Here is an 18,945-nt window from a genome sequence, read left to right on the forward strand (position 1 = left end):
AAGATATTGTTTAATTGATAATTAACAATTTATAATTGATAATTAATAATTAAAAGTTACCTCAAGTAACAACGACCTTAAGGTGGTTATTGCGGCGGGGCTCACCTCTTCCCATCCCGAACAGAGTAGTTAAGCCCGCCTGCGCAGATGGTACTGCAGTTATGTGGGAGAGTATGTCGTCGCCTTTCTTTTAAAACCTGTTTTTAACAAAACAGGTTTTTTTCTTAATTTGTTTATATATTTATAAACAAGTATAGGTACCTTAGCTCAGATGGTAGAGCAATGGACTGAAAATCCATGTGTCCCTGGTTCGATCCCTGGAGGTACCACAATAATGCTCGGATGGTGAAATTGGTAGACACGCTGGACTTAAAATCCAGTGAACAGCAATGTTCGTGCGGGTTCAAGTCCCGCTCTGAGTACTAAAACTTCAATTAGCAAATGCTAATTGGAGTTTTTTTTTGGACTCAAACGAAAGTTTTGTTGTTACTGCTGATGAAAATGGATCATGTTCAAAAGTTGGGGATTAAGCAAAAAGATTAGATAATCTGAACAAGAAGAAATCAATATTTCTTACACCTCTAAATTGGCTTCTAAATGCTTTAATTTTTGCATTAAAAGATTCAGCCGAAGCATTGGTACTTCTATTATCAAAATAGTTTAAGATTGACTGGTAATTAAAAGTTATGGTATTGAGCAGAATATTGAAGTTTTTAAAACCTGATTCCTCTACATTTCTATACCAATGTGCTAGTTTGGTCATAGCAATATGTTTATCGTTGTGATTATTGTAAATCCCTCGAAGTTGTTGATTTAGATTATAGGCTATTTTTATATCTGGATATAGATCAAAGAGCATTTGAGCTCTTTCTTTTTGGCTCTTTGTCCATTTTTCGCGAGATTTATAAAGTAGATATCTGCTTCTGGCTAATAGCTGTTTTACAGAATCTCCGTTTGATAAAAGCTGTGAGATATATGTTTTATTTTCTTTTTTTGCCTGTAATATCAATTGATTTTCAAAATCCATAGCTTCCCATCGATGTTTGATTCTGATTTCTTGTAATGCTTCCAATGCCAATTTTTGAACATGGAACCTATCGGTTACTTGTATGGCTTTTGGAAAGGCTCTCTTTGATATTAATTTCATGGAATTAGCCATATCAAGTGTTATTTCTTTTACACAAGATCTCTTTTTGTAATCAATTTTACAGAGGTGTTCTATGACCTGATCAGCTTTGGTTCCTGCAATAATAGCCACTAAGCAGCCTTTTTTGCCTTTGAATTTCTTGTTGGTCACAATAGTATATAGTTCACCCTGAGATAAAGCTACTTCATCAATGGATAAATGAGTACCCATATTTTCGGGGTAAACAATCCACTGGTGCGCATGTTCGCGCGGAGCCCATATACTAAAAGAGCTTAGATGTTTTTTATATTGTCTTTGAAGTTTTTTTCCATTGACTCCGAAAAAACCTCCAATGGTATGACAGTCGGTAGCGTTATTATCTATTAATTTCTTTTAAAAAAGCCGCAAACTCCTGCGTCATGCGAGTTCCTTTGGCAACTAATGCCCAATCTCTTTTTATAATTTGACCATTGGTTTTATTGGTCCAGCGGCGTCTTTTGATATGTAAATACACAAATTTGCCTCTTAATGGAAAATCCTGAATGGTAATCTCATCCAAAAAACCTTTAGAAACTAATTCAAACATATCAAACTCTTGTGGAGGCTTGGCGCTCTCTTCGAAATAAAGGTGTAGTACTTCTTCTGTGTTAGTGCTAGAAACTATTTCAAAGTGTTCTACTAAAAAATCAGGCAGCATAAATTTTAAAAGGTCTATAGGAGTCATCTCAAATTCTTAGATTACAAAGTTCTTATTTTATTTTGACATTCCTCCCCAGGTTTTGTTCTTGATCCATGAAAATAGGGATCAGGTGCAAAAGTTAGGGATTAAGCAAAAAGATTAGATAATCTGAATAAGAAGAAATCTATATTTCTTACACCTCTAAATTGCTTTCTAAAAGCTTTTATTTTAGCATTGGAAGAAATTCTATACTTCTATATCAAAATAGTTCAATATCGCTTGATAATGATTCATTTTGATTTACTTTCTTTCTCGTGCCATTTAGCCAGCTTAGTAAAACTTATTATTTTATCCGTCGTATTTTCAAAAAAATTGTAGGTGCTTCGGAGTTGTGTCGATTTAAACTCTTTCAGTGTAAGGACAAACTATTTTAGGACAGCCTTTGGTGTTGCTTTTGTAGTTCTTTGCGAAATATAGCAGCTATTAATATATGAAATAGCTTATAGTTTATTTGATTGTAACTCTTTATATTTTATTCTTATCAATTTGTAGAAAGAAAGTATCTTTAAAAGTTGCTCCTATTGGTAATTCATTAGTATTAATGAAAACGGAAAAATTATCTGTAGATTCAATTTGTTTTAATGAGACTACATATGATTTATGTATTTGAATGAAGTTATTTGCCGGGAGGGATTCAATTACATTTTTTAAAGAAGAATGCGTGATAATTTGTTGTTTAGTTGTGTGAATGCAAACATAATTTTGAAGGCTTTCTATGTATAAAATATCGTTTAGGAAAATCTTTTGAAATTTATTTTTCCCATCAGTTTTGATGAATAGAAAATCGGGTGTATTGTTATGATTAGAAACAAGGCTTTTTGATTCAGTATTCAGCTTTGAAACTGCTTGATAAAAACGTTCAAATGAAATTGGTTTTAATAAATAATCAACTGCGTTCAATTCGAATCCTTCTAAAGCAAAATCAGGATAAGCTGTTGTGAAAATAACTTTTATATCTTTTGAAATAATTTTAGAAATTTGTAAACCTGTCAATTGGGGCATTTGAATATCTAAAAAAATAACATCGACAGTTTGTGTGTTTAAAAACTCTAATGCTTTTAGGGAATCATTAAAAACGCCAGTTTTTTCAAGAAAATGAACTTTACTAATATAATTTTCTATAATACGTGTTGCTGGTGGTTCATCATCAACAATAATACATTTAAAAGCCATAAATTATTTTTTTAGTGGTATTTTTAAGTAGGTCTTAAATATATTATTTTCTTCGGTTTTTTCAAGTATAAATTTACCTTTATACATGTATTCTAGTCTTTTGGTTAGATTGTCAAAGCCTATTCCTGTTGAAGAATAATTCTCACCTTCAACGGTATGATTAAAAGTTGAAATCTCTAAAAAATCTTCTTTTATTTTGATTGTAATAGTTGCTTTTTCTTGCTCAGTATTGAATTTTCCGTGTTTAAAAACATTCTCTACAAAATGAATTAAGGTTGATGATAGAATTCTTTCATTCGAATAATCTCCTTCAATAGAAAAATCAAGATACAACTGATCTTCAAATCGCTTTTTCTGTAAATGAATATAATTCTGTATGAATTGAATTTCTTTTGAAAGTACGGCTTCATCTTTGTCTGTTTCTGTAATAACATAACGAAGTAAATCGGAAAGTACTAAAATATCCGAAGCCATTTCATCATCTTTTAAAATTAACTGACTGTAAAAAGAATTCAATGTGTTAAACAAAAAATGAGGACTCACCTGAGCTTTCAATATTTGAAATTCTGCTTTTTTGTTTTCTAAAAGTAATTCCTGATTTTGCTGTTGTGCACTCTGAAATTGCCAAAAAGAATAGCTTAAAGCACTAAAAATAACAGCAGGTAATCCAAAAAAGAAATTATCTCGAATGTAAAACTTCCATTCTAAATCGCCAATAGCATAGTTGTGTACTCCAATAATATGAAACATAATTACTTCCTGAAAAAAATATCTGACACCAGCGAAAAGTGTTAATGAAAAAGGAATGCTTAAAAAGTAAAAATGAATTTTCGTTTTATTTAAAAACCAATCACAGACTGTGTAAAAATTGACAATATATACCACAAAAACAGAAAGAATAAAAGTCGATGTCATCCAGAAATAAAGCTTGGACTGCTCTATCATTACTAATCGATTATTAATTCCGTAATCCCAAAGACAGTAGGTTAGGAATAATCCCAAGAAAAGAATTACATGGTAGTAAAAAGGTATTTTGAGTTTCATAAATGATAGTTATGAGCTCAAAAATACAATTATGACTTTAAATGGAAATGATGTTTATATGAAATATTGTTTTTTAATGACGAACCTTGAAAAATATTATATGAACATTTTGAAAGTAGAATATCGGCAGTTGGTCAAGTGAAACTTAGTGTTCATCAAAACCGAAAAAAATGCTTCAAATCTGCTCATACATTTGCAATGAATTTAAACACAAAATCATCATGCAAAAAATTATTTTATTACTTGTCCTTATTACGTTTAGCCTATCCTCTGCTCAAACAAAAAAGAAACAAATCTTGTTAATTGGAACTTTTCATTTTGCAAATCCAGGAAATGATATTGCTAAAACAAAAACGTTTAATGTTATGTCTGAAAAAAGTCAAAAAGAGCTTGAAACCATTAGTGACAAAATCAAGAAATTTGGACCAGATAAAATTTTTGTTGAATGGAAATTTACCAAACAAGCCGAATTAGATAAGTTTTACAATAAAAACACAGATAGTCTTTTCAAAAAAGACGCAAACGAAATTACGCAACTGGCGCTTCGTACTGCTAAAAAACTAAATCATAAAAAATTATATGGAATCGATTATCGTAACCGCTTTTCTTATGACAGTTTAATGATAAGCATGGATAAAGCTAATCAAAAGAATTTAAAGGAAAGAACTGCGGAATTGATGAAGAAATTTGAGAATGATCAAAACGAAAGAATCTCAAAAAGTACTTTAACCGAACTTATGTTATACAGTAATGAAAAAGAAGCTGATAAAGATAATTTGCAATGGTATTTAGAAGTAGCAAATAGAACTGGAGATCCAGATGATTTTACAGGAGCTTCTTTAGTTGCGAATTGGTATAAACGAAACTTGTATATGTATTCTTTAATCCAAAAGCTAACTGAAAGCAAAGATGATAAAATAATGGTTTTAGTAGGCAGTGGTCATGCTGCAATGTTCAGGCAGTTTATTGTAAATGATCCAACATTTGAACTTGTGGAATTATCAACTGTTCTGAAATAGCTAACTTAGCTGCAAAACACACTAAGGTTTTTGCATAGTAAGAATTTTACAATAAACGCAAAGTTCGCAAAGCTTTATCCATATCGCTTTGCGAACTTTGTGTTTTAATCATAAAGCTAGAATAAAATCTTACCGTGCATAGCGGGTAAAAAAAAACAGCTTGGATTTTACGCAACGTCTGTGTACAGCAATACATTTCTATAATACATGTGGTTTTGTAAAACAAAAAATCCCTCCGATGATCGGAAGGATTTTTATATATAATTTGATTTCTTATTTGATTAAGAAAGTGCAGCTTTAACTTGGTCAGCAGCTTCTTGAAATTCTACTGCTGATAAAATCGGCATTCCAGAATTGTCAATTAGTTCTTTTGCAATAGCAGCATTTGTTCCTTGTAAACGAACAATGATTGGCACTTTAATAGCGTCTCCCATGTTTTTGTAAGCATCTACAACTCCTTGAGCAACACGGTCACAACGAACGATTCCTCCAAAGATGTTAATTAGGATAGCTTTTACATTAGGATCTTTTAAAATGATACGGAAAGCTGTTTCAACACGTTTAGCGTCAGCAGTACCACCTACGTCAAGGAAGTTTGCAGGTTCGAAACCAGCATACTTAATTAAGTCCATAGTAGCCATTGCTAATCCAGCTCCATTTACCATACATCCTACAGTACCGTCAAGATCTACATAGTTTAATCCTACTTCTTTTGCTTCAACTTCGATTGGGTTCTCCTCACGAATATCACGCATTTCAGCATATTTCTTTTGTCTGTATAAAGCATTATCATCGATATTTACTTTAGCATCTACAGCCATGATTTTATTATCCGATGTTTTTAAAACTGGATTAATTTCAAACATAGAAGCATCAGAACCAATGTAAGCATTGTATAATGAGTCAATGAATTTTACCATTTCTTTAAAAGCATTTCCAGAAAGCCCTAAGTTAAAGGCAATTCTTCTTGCTTGAAAACCTTGTAATCCTACAGATGGATCAACTTCTTCTGTAAAGATTAAATGAGGTGTGTGTTCAGCAACTTCTTCGATGTCCATACCACCTTCAGTAGAATACATGATCATGTTACGACCTGTACCTCTATTCAATAAAACAGAAACGTAAAATTCAGAAGTTTCGCTTTCACCAGGATAGTAAACATCTTCAGCAACTAAAATCTTATTTACTTTTTTACCTTCAGCAGAAGTTTGAGGTGTAATCAATTGCATTCCGATGATTTGTTCAGCTATTTCTTCAACTTGTTGCAAGTTTTTAGCTAACTTAACTCCACCACCTTTTCCACGTCCACCTGCGTGAATTTGTGCTTTAATAACGTGCCATCCTGTACCAGTCTCAGCAGTTAATTGTTTTGCAGCAGCTACAGCTTCAACCGCATTATTAGCTACAATTCCGCGTTGGATGCGTACTCCGTAACTAGCTAAAATTTCTTTTCCTTGATATTCGTGTATGTTCATAATATAGAATTTGTCTGGTTCTGAATTAATTTCAGAATAAAAGTGGCACAAAAATAGCAAAAATGAACTTTAAAAAGAAATCTTTTTGGAATAAAAAGCAAGACTTATTTTGGATTGTGATTTCTTTAAAATTAATTAAAAATTTGAGTTAAATAATTGTGTAATGAATGTTAATTCAAAGACACTATATCGTTTGAGATTTAACATAAAATGTTGCTGTTTTTAGCGTGAAATAAGGATTTTGTCAATAAAAATGAAATTCGAATTATGATTTTGTCAATTCGGGGTGGGTTAAATAATATTATTGATAATTTAGGATTGTTTTTCTATTATTAGTATAAAAATGTAAGCGATACGCTTTATTTGATACAGTATGTTTAACGGAATCTTTATTTTTGTAAAAAAAATATCAAGAATGAAAGTTAAAGAACAAGGGCTATATCTGCCCGAATTTGAACACGACAATTGTGGTGCAGGATTTATTTGTAATTTGAATGGTATTAAGTCTAATGACATCATTCATAAAGCATTGGATATCTTAATAAAATTGGAACATCGTGGTGCAGTTAGTTCTGATGGAAGAACTGGAGACGGTGCTGGAATTTTATTTGATATCCCACATGATTTTTTTAAGAAAGTTTGTGAATTTGAAATCCCTGAAACACGAGAGTATGGAGTAGGAATGGTTTTTTTACCTAAAAGTAAAAATCAAGTAGCATTTTGTATTAATGCATTTGAAACAACCATAAAAGAGCAAAACTTAGCTATTTTAGGCTGGAGAGACGTCCCGGTTGATGTAAATAGTTTAGGAGAAATTGCAGCAGAAAAAGAACCGACCGTTAAGCAGGTTTTTGTTAGTAAAAATGGGCAAGAACTAACAGAACAACAATTTAACGCTAAGTTGTTTGCAGCTCGCAAAATAGCAGAACATGCTGTCAGAAATTCTAAGACTTCTGAGAGCCATATGTTTTATTTTTCTAGTTTATCTACAACAACCATTATATATAAAGGTTTGTTGATGCCGGAAGATATCAGCGGATATTATACTGATTTAAAAGATACTGACTTAGTTACACGTTTGGCATTAGTACACCAACGTTTTTCTACGAATACATTCCCATCTTGGGAGTTGGCTCAGCCTTTTAGATATATGTGTCACAATGGTGAAATCAATACACTTCGCGGTAACATTAGCAGAATGAGAGCCCGTGAAGAATTGATGCAAAGCGATATTTTTGGAGATGATATTAAGAGATTGTTTCCTATTATCTTAGAAGGAAAATCAGATTCGGCTTCTATGGATATGGTGGTAGAACTACTGTTAATGACAGGAAGGTCACTGCCTGAAGCAATGATGATGGTTGTACCAGAAGCTTGGGAGAAACACCAAACAATGTCTGAAGATAAAAAAGCATTTTACGAATATAATGCTTGCATTATGGAACCTTGGGATGGACCAGCTTCGATTCCGTTTACTGATGGAAATGTAATTGGTGCTTTACTAGACAGAAACGGATTGCGTCCTTCTCGTTATACTTTAACAAAAAGTGGTTTTGTAATCATGTCATCAGAGATTGGTGTCCTTGATGTTAATCCTGAAGATGTAATACAGCACGGTCGTTTAGAACCAGGGAAAATGTTCTTGGTAGATATGAACGCAGGTCGTATTATTGAGGATGACGAGATTAAAAATGCTATCGTAACAAAACGCCCATATAAAAAATGGCTTAATGAAAATTTATTGCCATTAGCAAAGGTACCTTATACTAATAATCCAACACCTGTCGAGAGTATTGATTTCGAAACAAGACAACGATTATTTGGTTATACAATCGAAGATTTAAAAACAATAATTAACCCTATGGGGTCTAGTGGAGCAGAAGCGATTAGCTCTATGGGTAATGATACACCATTGGCAGTTTTGTCTGAGCAACCACAGTTACTGTATAATTACTTCAAGCAATTGTTTGCACAGGTAACCAATCCACCTTTAGATGGTATTCGTGAGGAGATTATCACAGATATCAGTTTAGCGGTAGGAGGAGATTTTAATATTTTTGAAATTGAATCAAAACAATGTAAAAAATTAAAAATTCAAAATCCGGTTATCTCTAAAGAGGATTTGGATAAAATCAAAAATATAGATCATGCTGATTTTAAAACTGCTACTATTTCTACTTTATATAAAATAGAAAAAGGAGTAAATGGTTTAGAGCGTGCTTTAGAAAAATGTGTTCAGGCAACTTTTAAAGCTGTAAATGAAGGTCACAATATCATCATTCTTTCAGATAGAGGAGTAAGTAAAGAATTGGCACCAATACCTATGTTACTGGCTTGTTCTTATATTCATCATTCATTGAATATTTTACAAGTTCGTTCTAAATTCGGAATTATAATTGAATCGGCAGAACCTCGTGAACCACATCATTTTGCATTATTATTTGGTTATGGCGCTAGTGCTATTAATCCTTATATGGTAAATGAAATTATTCATAATCAAGTTGAGCAAGGTTTTATTACTGGAATAAAAGCCGATTATGCAATTGCTAATTATAATAAAGCTATTGCAAAAGGTATTCTTAAGATTATGAATAAAATAGGTATCTCTACATTACATTCTTATAGAGCTGCACAAATTTTTGAAATCTTAGGATTAAATAAAACTTTTTCGACTAAATATTTCCCATACACACCATCCCGAATTGAAGGAATTGGTTTGATGGAAATAGAAAAAGAAGTTAAGAAAAGATACCAAAAAGCATTTCCAAATTCTAAAATTGCAAATTTATTGCCATTAGAAATTGGAGGTATTTACAGATGGAGAAGATCAGGTGAAAAACACATGTTCAATCCAACTACAATTGCAAAATTACAGCAGGCAGTTCGTTTAAACAGTCCTGAAAGTTACAAAGAATACTCAGATATGGTCAATGAGCAAAGCTCAAACCTTATGACAATTAGAGGTTTATTTGAATTTAATAATTTAGATCCAATTTCTATTGATGAAGTAGAACCTTGGACAGAAATTGTAAAAAAATTCAAAACTGGAGCAATGTCTTATGGATCTATTAGTAGAGAAGCACATGAGAATTTAGCAATTGCAATGAATAGAATTGGCGGAAAAAGTAATTCGGGAGAAGGAGGAGAAGATCCTAAACGTTTCCAAAAAGAAATTAATGGAGATTCTAGAAATAGTGCTATCAAGCAAGTTGCTTCAGGAAGATTTGGTGTTTCTATCAATTACCTGACTAATGCAAAAGAGATTCAAATAAAAATGGCTCAAGGTGCAAAACCTGGAGAAGGAGGACAATTACCAGGTGAAAAAGTAGTGCCTTGGATTGCTGAAACTAGAAATTCAACGCCTTATGTAGGACTTATTTCTCCACCACCTCACCATGATATTTATTCTATTGAAGATTTATCTCAATTAATTTTCGATTTAAAAAATGCCAATCGTGAAGCACGTGTAAATGTAAAATTAGTTTCAGAAGTTGGAGTTGGAACAATCGCTGCTGGTGTTGCAAAAGCAAAAGCCGATGTGATCTTGATTTCTGGTTACGATGGAGGAACTGGTGCTGCACCATTAACATCTTTACAGCATACAGGTATTCCTTGGGAACTTGGTTTGGCGGAAGCACAACAAACATTAATCTTAAATGATTTAAGAAGTCGTGTAGTTTTAGAGTGTGATGGTCAGTTAAAAACAGGTCGTGACGTAGCTATTGCAGCTTTATTAGGAGCAGAAGAATTTGGTTTTGCAACAGCGCCGCTTGTTGCTTCAGGTTGTATCATGATGAGAGCTTGTCACTTAAATACATGTCCGGTTGGTATTGCTACACAGGATCCGGAATTAAGAAAAAATTTCAAGGGAACGCCAGAGCATGTAATTAACTTCATGTATTTTATTGCAGAGGAGTTAAGAGAAATCATGGCACAATTAGGATTCAGAACTTTAAAAGAAATGGTAGGGCAATCACAAAAATTAAATGTGAACAAAGCTATCAAACATTATAAAGCAAATGGATTAGACTTGTCTTCGATACTTTACAAACCAGAGAAAGCAAAAACGGTTCCTAATCACAATACGACTACACAAGATCACGCATTAGAAAACGTATTGGATTTTGCAATTATAAAAGAAGCTATTCCTTCTATTTATAGAAAAGAAAAAACAAGAGTTACTTTTAAAATTAAGAATACAGACCGTTCAGTTGGTGCAATTTTAAGTAATGAAATTTCAAAAATATATGGTGCTCAAGGATTACCTGAAGATACTATATTAGTTGATTTTGAAGGTTCAGCAGGACAAAGTTTTGGAGCATTTGCTACCAATGGATTATCATTTAAAATTCACGGAAACTGTAATGATTATTTAGGAAAAGGACTTTCTGGAGGAAAACTAATTATTAAAGTTCCACCTACAGCTACTTTCAAACCCGAAGAGAATATTATTATTGGTAACGTTGCTCTTTACGGAGCTATTACTGGTGAAGCATACATTAATGGTATGGCCGGAGAACGTTTCTGTGTAAGGAATTCTGGAGCAACAGCAGTTGTAGAAGGAATTGGAGATCACGGTTGCGAATACATGACTGGAGGTACTGTTGTTATTTTGGGTAAAACCGGAAGAAATTTTGCTGCGGGTATGAGCGGTGGTGTTGCTTACGTTTACGACAAGAATAAAAAATTCGATTCTACTTTATGTAACATGGAAATGGTTGCATTCGATCCAATGGAAGAGGATGATTTTATTAAGTTGAGACGTTTGATAAAAAACCATTCGTTGTACACAAATAGCCCATTGGCAAAAAGACTTTTGGCAGACTGGGAAAACGAACAGGAACATTTCATCAAAGTAATGCCTACAGATTACAAAAAGGCATTACAAAGAATAGCAGAAGAAAAGCAAATTGAAGAACTAATAGCTTAATAAAACATCAATTTCAAAAATCAATTTCAATGGCAATGTCTTCCTCATCGTCCTGAGACCTTGGGAGAAGGATTTGGAATTTTAAAAATTGGAATTTAATTAAAATGTCATGGGTAAGATAGGTGGATTTAAAGAATATAATAGAGCAGACGAAAGTAATATTGCTGTTAAGGAACGTGTATCAAACTATAATGAGTTTACGATAACCTTAGAAAAAGATAAGATTAAAGAACAAGGTTCAAGATGTATGGATTGTGGCATTCCGTTTTGCCACAGTGCATGTCCGTTAGGGAATTTAATTCCAGATTTTAATGACATGGTACATCAGGAAGAGTGGGAGAGTGCATTAAAAATTTTGCAATCAACAAATAACTTCCCTGAATTTACAGGTCGTTTATGTCCTGCACCTTGTGAGAAATCATGTGTATTAGGAATTATCAAAGAACCAGTTGCGATTGAGAATATCGAGAAAAATATTATCGAAAGAGGTTTTGCTGAAGGTTGGATTAAACCACAACCTCCAAAAAAGAGAACTGGAAAAACAGTAGCAGTTATTGGTTCTGGTCCTGCAGGTTTAGCAGCAGCACAGCAATTAAACAGAGCTGGACACACAGTTACGGTTTTTGAAAGAGACAATGCAATTGGTGGATTGTTACGTTACGGAATTCCTAATTTTAAATTAGAAAAAGGAATTATCGACAGGCGTGTAGTAATATTAGAAGCCGAAGGAATTGTTTTTAAAACCAATGTAAATGTTGGAGTTAATTATAGTATTGAAGAATTAAATGCATTCGATTCGATTGTTTTATGTGGTGGAGCTACAGAAAGAAGAAGCTTGCCAACAAAAGGAATCGAAAGCAAAGGAGTTGTTCAGGCAATGGATTTCTTAACACAGCAAACAAAAGTTTTATTTGGCGAAGAAATTCCTAACCAAGTAAAAGCAACTGGCAAGGATGTAATTGTTATTGGAGGAGGAGACACAGGATCAGATTGTATCGGAACTTCAAACAGACATGGAGCAAAATCGGTTACAAATTTTGAAATTTTGCCAAAACCACCAGTTGGAAGAAGCGAAACAACACCTTGGCCGTTCTGGCCATTGCAACTTAAAACATCATCTTCACATGAAGAAGGTTGTGACAGAAACTGGTTAATTAATACCAAAGAGTTTCTAGCAAACGAAAAAGGAGAATTAGTAGGTTTAAAAACGGTAGAAGTTGCTTGGAAAATGACTCCTGGACAACGACCAGAACTTATAGAAAAAGAAGGTTCAGAGAAAATTTGGCCATGTGATTTAGCATTATTGGCACTTGGATTTACAGGACCAGAAAAAACATTAAGCGATCAATTAGGATTACAGTTGGATATGAGAAGCAATTACAAAGCGACAAATTATCAAACAAATGTTCCACATATCTTTACAGCTGGAGATATGCGTAGAGGACAATCCTTAATCGTTTGGGCAATCTCCGAAGGTCGTGAGGCTGCGAGAGAAGTAGATTTATATTTAATGGGATCTACAAATTTACCAACAAAAGGAAGCGGAGACTTACCAAGTCTATAAACCAACAAACAACACACTTTTGCTAAGCTGCTAAGGCACTAAGCGACTAAGATTCTAAGTTTTTTACTTAATCACCTTAGTAGCTTAGAATCTTAGCAGCTTTTTTTGCTACGAATTTCTCTGATTAAAGGGTTTTGTTGGTTTGCTACGGTTAGAATAATAGCAAAGAGGGGAACCAATTTCACAAATGAGGCTTATTAAACTCGTGCTTAGTAAAATTCCAAAAATAAAAATTAATGAAAATTCGAGTCATTCGCGGCAAAAAAAAATTATGCATTAAACACTCTGTGGCAAAAAACTTAGTATCTTAGATCCTTAGCAGCTTAGTACCTAAAGAGGATTTTATATAAATTTAAAATAGCGCACAAAATGTTTGATTTTAAACAAATTGTTATAATTTGTTATTATTTTACATTTTATTGGTGGGTATTCAAAAGAGTAATAAATTTGTCAAAAATAGTTTAACAATGCAATCAAAAGATTTACTGCAATTAGCAGACCAATTTGGAAGTCCATTATATGTGTATGATGCTGAAAAAATCCAATCACAATACAACAGGTTAACTAAAGCGTTCTCTAAAGTAGAGAATCTTAGAATTAACTATGCCATGAAGGCCTTGTCCAATGTTGCAATACTTCAGTTGTTAAAGGATATGGGGTCTGGGTTAGACACAGTATCTATTCAGGAAGTATTACTAGGACTTCACGCTGGATATGAGCCTGAAAGAATATTTTATACACCAAACGGAGTTTCTCTTGAAGAAATTGAAGAAGTTGCTGCCATGGGTGTACAAATAAACATTGACAACCTATCTATTCTGGAGCAATTCGGAACCAAATATCCTAATACACCAGTTTGTATTCGTATTAATCCGCACGTAATGGCAGGAGGAAATACTAATATATCTGTAGGACATATCGATAGTAAATTCGGGATTTCTATTCATCAATTGCCACATTTAGTGCGTATTGTAGAGAATACCAAAATGCATATAGTAGGTATTCACATGCATACAGGATCAGATATTCTGGATATTGAAGTGTTTTTATATGCTGCCGAAATTTTATTCGACGCTGCTAAAAACTTCAAAAACTTAGAATTCCTAGATTTCGGAAGCGGATTTAAAGTGCCATACAAAAAAGATGATATCGAAACGGATATTGAAGAATTAGGTAAAAAATTATCAAAAAGATTCAATTCGTTTTGTACAGAATACGGAAAAGATTTAACCTTGATTTTCGAACCAGGTAAATTCTTGGTAAGCGAGGCAGGTTTCTTTCTGGCGAAAGTAAATGTTGTAAAACAAACAACTTCTACAGTATTTGCAGGAATCGACAGTGGTTTTAACCACTTGATTCGTCCTATGTTATATGGTTCACAACATCATATCGAAAACATTTCTAATCCTAAAGGAAAAGAGCGTTTCTATTCAGTTGTTGGGTACATTTGCGAAACAGATACATTTGCCAATAACCGAAGAATTTCGGAAATTAAAGAAGGTGATATCTTGAGTTTTAGAAATGCTGGAGCTTATTGTTTCTCAATGTCTTCTAATTATAATTCAAGATACAAACCAGCCGAAGTTTTATGGATCAAAGGCGAAGGACATTTAATTCGTGCTCATGAAACATTCGAAGATTTATTAAGAAATCAAATCGCGTTGCCACAAGAAGTTGCTGCAACAGTTTAAAATAAAAAAAAAGAATGTCAATTTAAAAGATCCCATTCCCGAAAGGTGAATGGGATTTTTTTTACTCAATATTGTCATTCTAATTGTCAGGCTGAGCGATCCCGAAGCTTCGGGAGAAGTTCACGTAAAGTAACCACAAAGCTTAGAATTGAAATTTAATATTTTGGGCGTGTCCCTCCGGGTCAGGCTTTCGGCTTTATCTTTTGTTCCGTTTCTCTTCACAAAAGGATATCGCCTCTATCCTTCACGCAGTCCTTGTTTTTATAAGAAAAATATAAAATAATTAAAGATTTGTAAGTATTATTTTAATATTTTCGCAAGACAAGTCCAGCGCTTGCAAGACTAAATATATTAGAACTAATTATATAAAACTCAATAGAAAAGAACAATGAAAAAATATTTATTATTTATTAGTATTCTAATTCTGGTTTCTTGTAAGAAGAGTGAAAATATTGAAAAAAACAATACAAGGAATGTGGTTTCACAAGAAGAGAGTAGTACAATTAATAATGCGGTTTCTGACGAGAATGCAGATATTGAAGATAAACAAAATATAGGAGTACCTAAAGAGAGTAGAATAATCAAATCTAAATTTGATACAAAATTACTTTTTGGAATTTGGACTAATGATCCTGAAGGCCCACATGCTGATTTTGATTTAAGTAAAAAATCTTTTTATGTTGTAGATTATGATGGAGATGGAGACATGCCATACCTAATAAATGAAGATTCAATTAAAGTATATTATAATGATTTTATAAGTATTGGAATCATTCAGAATGTAACAAAAGATACCTTAAAAATAGATTGGGACAAAAACGGAATAACTATTTATTCCAGATGGAAAGGATAATAGGTAGTAGAGATTTAAAATATTCATCATTATAATTATTAAAAATTAAACCAAAACTAAAACCAAAACCAAAAAAATGAAATTTGAATTCAATAATTTTTATCACAGTAGCAAAAAATATTCACACGTATTTTGTTTGTTATTCTTGCTATTTTTTAATTGTAAAACCAAAGAGAGTAATATCCCAAAAATACACAAGAATCCTACATCAGATACTATAGCATCACAAAGTGATGATTCAATAGATCATAGTAGTGAAGACGAAATTGCTGCCAGGAAAAAATATATAGCTTTCCTAACTGATTTTTTAAATCAAAATGCATCGAAACAATCCATTGATACTTTAAACAACAGAGTAGAAGCAGCAATGGAAATTTACGCTAATTATAATGCACTTAAAGATTCAGATTTTATAGATGTAAACGATAAGTTAGTCAGTTTTATCGAGGGTAAAAATGATTTAAAAATACCTGAAAGTTTTTACACTGCAGGGTTAATGGAATCGTATGGCTATTTTAGTATTGCTGATGGACATCCTATAAATCATTTTAAAACAGGAGCGAAATTAGGGAATGTAAATTGTGTAAAATATTTAGCGATAATCTATTTTGAGCGAATCCTAACGAAACACAATGCAACAGAATTATGTGATCCTGTTTGTATGTCTCATCGAGGTAGAAATTATATTGAAGATACTCATTTAGCAAGTTTAAGTAAAAAGGATATCTTAGGATTTACTTCCCCTTCGAATAATGTTTTATTAAAAACAATCAGTGATCACATCAACGCAAAAATGACAGATGAAGAAATATTAAATTATGTTATTCATTTACGAACCCATTCAAACCCTATTTTTAATTTGAATGACATACAAATTAAAGAAGCTTTAGATAATCATAAAGTAGATTCTAAATCATATCAGGGTAGTAAGAGTAATGAGGTGTTTAGAAAAATTTTAGACAATAATTCTAACATTGATATTAGCGACGTTGCAGAGCTTTACACTTTTAATTATCCAGCTTACGATAATGAAGCTGTGTTTTTATTTTGGATTACATTAGATTTTGAGAAAAGAAGAATTGTAACCTACAATCAATTTATGGAGGAGTATGATTTACAAGAAAAGTACGGAATCATTGATTTAGGATCTCGAGAATTAATTAACGGTATATTAAAATATTTTATAGATCACGGAGATACTAAAAGTGAAGAATTACTAAAAGAATATGCTAGTAATGATAATTCAAACTAAATGTGTAACATGGAGTATAAGTATTAAAACATAATTTATTAATAATTACGACCAATGAAAAAAGTATTTTATTTGAGCATCTTATTCTTATCTATTCAAAATTTATGTGCTCAAAATATTATAGATTTCTTTTATTCGATTCCATCACAATATGTAGATAGTCTAAGTTATGTCGAAAGAAAAAGTTTGATTAAAAATAAAAGACTAGAAAAATATGATATGCTATACACAGTAGAGTATGATATTAAAAATGGGTATTTGCGGTTGGAACAAAGTTATACAGAAGGACCATCAGGATATGGGATTTACGAAATAGCATATTGGAATGTGAAAAATAAAAAGTTGATTGCCCTTTCTAGTATTTTGGGAAGTAATGGAGGGTTTCATCAACATAATTTTAAATTTTTTGAATACAAAGACGAAAACTTGACCGAAGCAAGAAATGGTTATTTAAAAAGTTACACTTCAAATTTTGAAGTTTTTATAAATAATCTTGTTACTGAATTCACTAAAAAAAATACTAGTCAATCGGTTAAAGAGGATTTGTCAAGTACTCAATTTACAATAGAGCTACCTCGTAAAGGGAAAAATATAAGTGTGTCTTTTAAAGATAACAATATGAGTGATCCGGATTATTTTAATAAAAATTATGCAAAGCATCTAAACTTCAGGGAGAAGGTATATAAGTGGAATGATATTAAAGAAGTTTTTGAATAATAATATCGGCTGAAGAGAAATCCCGACTTCGTTGCGTATAAAGCTAAATACTAGATAACAAGAAAAAACAGAAAATTAGGAATATGAAAATTAGAATTTTAATAGTTGCTGCATTCATTTTTATCTCTTGTAAAAAAGAAGAAAAAACGCAAAACGATAAAGTTGAAAGTTTAAAAGTTGATACAATAATAAAACCTCAAGAAAAAGAAACCAAGAATTCTGATACAATTGTAGTTTCTAAAAAGCATAAAGTAAACAAGATTTCCTGTGATTTAGATGGAGATGGATTGAATGAAACTGTTGAAATTGTAAGAAGTACCAAAAATGAGAAAAGCGGTTTAAGAATCATATTCGGAAATGGAAAAAGAACCGACTATTTAGGAATGGGAAATAATATTCTAGAACAAGGTTTTGATGAGATTGATTGGGCTGGAATATTTGAAAAAGCTCCCAAAAATGAATTGTATTGGAATAATGTAAATGACGAAGGCGAAATAATGGCTGACGAAGAAGTTAATGAAGCTGATAAAATAAAATTATTGAATGACGGAATATTTATTCATGCCGAAGAAAGTTGTGGTGGCGGAGTAATTTATTTAAAAGATGGAAAATACGAATGGATTCAGCAAGAGTAAATTGCTATGATAATACTTAAGTCCTAAGTTTATAAAAAAAACATAAATCATTTTAATTTGAAGTTAAACACAAATATTTTTATCAAAACAAAACGATTGATCTTAAAACCAATTGAAGAAAAATATATCGATGATATTTATGAAAGCTTTACTAGTGAGGTAACTAAGTTTATGCCTTTTAATCCTAAAGGAAATAAAAATGAGATTATTGATTTTGTTCTTAATTCTAAGAAAGGCTTATTAGAAAAAACAGATATAGTATTTGTTGTTCTTGATATTGATGAAAGATTTATGGGTTGCTGTGGAATTCATAATATAAATCCAGAATCGATTGAAGTTGGTTTGTGGTTAAAAAAAGAATCTCAAGGTCAAGGTTTTGGAACGGAGATAATTACCGAAATAATTGAGTTTATTGAACAAAATTTTAAGGTTGAATACATTTTATATCCTGTGGACGAAGAAAATATCGCTAGCATAAAAATACCTGAAAAACTTGGTTTCATTCCTTTTAAAACTTACAAAAAGCGAAAAACGGATACTAATGTTTTAAATATAATTGAATATAGAAAACATTATAGTTAATAGTAATTCTGTATTTAATCCTTGCTTAATCCTATTTCTTCTGAAATGGGATTTTTTTGTTTTATGTTAATTTAATTTACTTGTTAGGGAGAGAGAATTTTAAGGTTTTCTACACAAACTTGTCTTTTAAAGAAATGACAAGATT

General features: G+C 32.0%; 14 protein-coding genes, 2 tRNA genes and 1 rRNA gene. 12 read left to right on the forward strand and 5 right to left on the reverse strand.

Annotated features, from left to right (window positions below; all coding sequences use genetic code 11):
• The first annotated feature begins 78 nt into the window (after positions 1-78).
• The 3 genes from rrf (at position 79) to ACJ6WR_RS16325 (ending at position 422) form a co-directional block, all read left to right on the forward strand.
• A 5S ribosomal RNA gene (rrf, locus tag ACJ6WR_RS16315) occupies positions 79-188 on the forward strand.
• Positions 189-256: 68 nt separating this feature from the next.
• Positions 257-329 (forward strand) — tRNA-Phe (locus ACJ6WR_RS16320).
• Between the two features lie 7 nt (positions 330-336).
• Positions 337-422: transfer RNA gene (locus ACJ6WR_RS16325), tRNA-Leu, on the forward strand.
• A 104-nt stretch (positions 423-526) separates the two neighbouring features.
• Here ACJ6WR_RS16325 and ACJ6WR_RS16330 read toward each other — a convergent pair.
• From ACJ6WR_RS16330 to ACJ6WR_RS16345, 4 genes are all read right to left on the reverse strand, one after another.
• A complete protein-coding gene (locus ACJ6WR_RS16330; protein ID WP_409415688.1) occupies positions 527-1,357 on the reverse strand; it encodes an ISL3 family transposase in 831 nt (276 codons plus the stop codon).
• A gap of 145 nt (positions 1,358-1,502) precedes the next feature.
• Positions 1,503-1,850 (reverse strand): transposase, encoded by a 348-nt coding sequence (locus ACJ6WR_RS16335; protein ID WP_409415689.1) that lies wholly within the window; start codon positions 1,848-1,850, stop codon positions 1,503-1,505.
• A 480-nt stretch (positions 1,851-2,330) separates the two neighbouring features.
• Positions 2,331-3,038, reverse strand: coding sequence for a LytR/AlgR family response regulator transcription factor (locus tag ACJ6WR_RS16340; RefSeq protein ID WP_409415835.1), 708 nt, complete (start codon positions 3,036-3,038; stop codon positions 2,331-2,333).
• 3 nt (positions 3,039-3,041) lie between these two features.
• The gene (locus tag ACJ6WR_RS16345) at positions 3,042-4,082 is read right to left on the reverse strand and encodes a sensor histidine kinase (protein WP_409415836.1); all 1,041 of its coding nucleotides are present in this window, start codon (positions 4,080-4,082) and stop codon (positions 3,042-3,044) included.
• 221 nt (positions 4,083-4,303) lie between these two features.
• Here ACJ6WR_RS16345 and ACJ6WR_RS16350 point away from each other — a divergent pair, with 221 nt between their 5' ends.
• Complete coding sequence (locus ACJ6WR_RS16350) at positions 4,304-5,101, forward strand: DUF5694 domain-containing protein (protein WP_409415837.1); 798 nt, start codon at positions 4,304-4,306, stop codon at positions 5,099-5,101.
• Positions 5,102-5,382: 281 nt separating this feature from the next.
• On the opposite strand, the gene sucC is transcribed toward ACJ6WR_RS16350, so the two are convergent.
• Positions 5,383-6,576: an ADP-forming succinate--CoA ligase subunit beta gene (gene sucC, locus ACJ6WR_RS16355; protein WP_035622256.1), complete on the reverse strand. Its 1,194-nt coding sequence runs from the start codon at positions 6,574-6,576 to the stop codon at positions 5,383-5,385.
• Between the two features lie 415 nt (positions 6,577-6,991).
• On the opposite strand from sucC, the gene gltB reads away from it, so the two are divergent.
• From gltB to ACJ6WR_RS16395, 8 genes are all read left to right on the forward strand, one after another.
• Positions 6,992-11,506, forward strand: coding sequence for a glutamate synthase large subunit (gene gltB, locus ACJ6WR_RS16360; protein ID WP_409415838.1), 4,515 nt, complete (start codon positions 6,992-6,994; stop codon positions 11,504-11,506).
• Between the two features lie 109 nt (positions 11,507-11,615).
• The gene (locus ACJ6WR_RS16365) at positions 11,616-13,070 is read left to right on the forward strand and encodes a glutamate synthase subunit beta (RefSeq protein WP_039115557.1); all 1,455 of its coding nucleotides are present in this window, start codon (positions 11,616-11,618) and stop codon (positions 13,068-13,070) included.
• A 467-nt stretch (positions 13,071-13,537) separates the two neighbouring features.
• Entirely contained in the window at positions 13,538-14,761 is a 1,224-nt protein-coding gene (gene lysA / locus ACJ6WR_RS16370) for a diaminopimelate decarboxylase (RefSeq protein WP_039117618.1), read from the forward strand.
• Positions 14,762-15,149: 388 nt separating this feature from the next.
• Positions 15,150-15,614, forward strand: coding sequence for a hypothetical protein (locus ACJ6WR_RS16375; protein ID WP_409415839.1), 465 nt, complete (start codon positions 15,150-15,152; stop codon positions 15,612-15,614).
• Between the two features lie 76 nt (positions 15,615-15,690).
• Complete coding sequence (locus ACJ6WR_RS16380; RefSeq protein WP_409415840.1) at positions 15,691-16,866, forward strand: hypothetical protein; 1,176 nt, start codon at positions 15,691-15,693, stop codon at positions 16,864-16,866.
• A gap of 54 nt (positions 16,867-16,920) precedes the next feature.
• Positions 16,921-17,583 carry a hypothetical protein gene (locus ACJ6WR_RS16385; protein WP_409415841.1) on the forward strand — a complete coding sequence of 221 codons (663 nt, stop codon included), beginning with the start codon at positions 16,921-16,923 and terminating at the stop codon, positions 17,581-17,583.
• Between the two features lie 83 nt (positions 17,584-17,666).
• Positions 17,667-18,218, forward strand: a complete 552-nt coding sequence (locus ACJ6WR_RS16390) for a hypothetical protein (RefSeq protein ID WP_409415842.1) — start codon at positions 17,667-17,669, stop codon at positions 18,216-18,218.
• Between the two features lie 57 nt (positions 18,219-18,275).
• Complete coding sequence (locus tag ACJ6WR_RS16395; RefSeq protein WP_409415843.1) at positions 18,276-18,800, forward strand: GNAT family N-acetyltransferase; 525 nt, start codon at positions 18,276-18,278, stop codon at positions 18,798-18,800.
• Positions 18,801-18,945 lie beyond the last annotated feature (145 nt).

The organism is Flavobacterium sp. PS2 (genome assembly GCF_046250155.1).
Taxonomy (GTDB): domain Bacteria; phylum Bacteroidota; class Bacteroidia; order Flavobacteriales; family Flavobacteriaceae; genus Flavobacterium.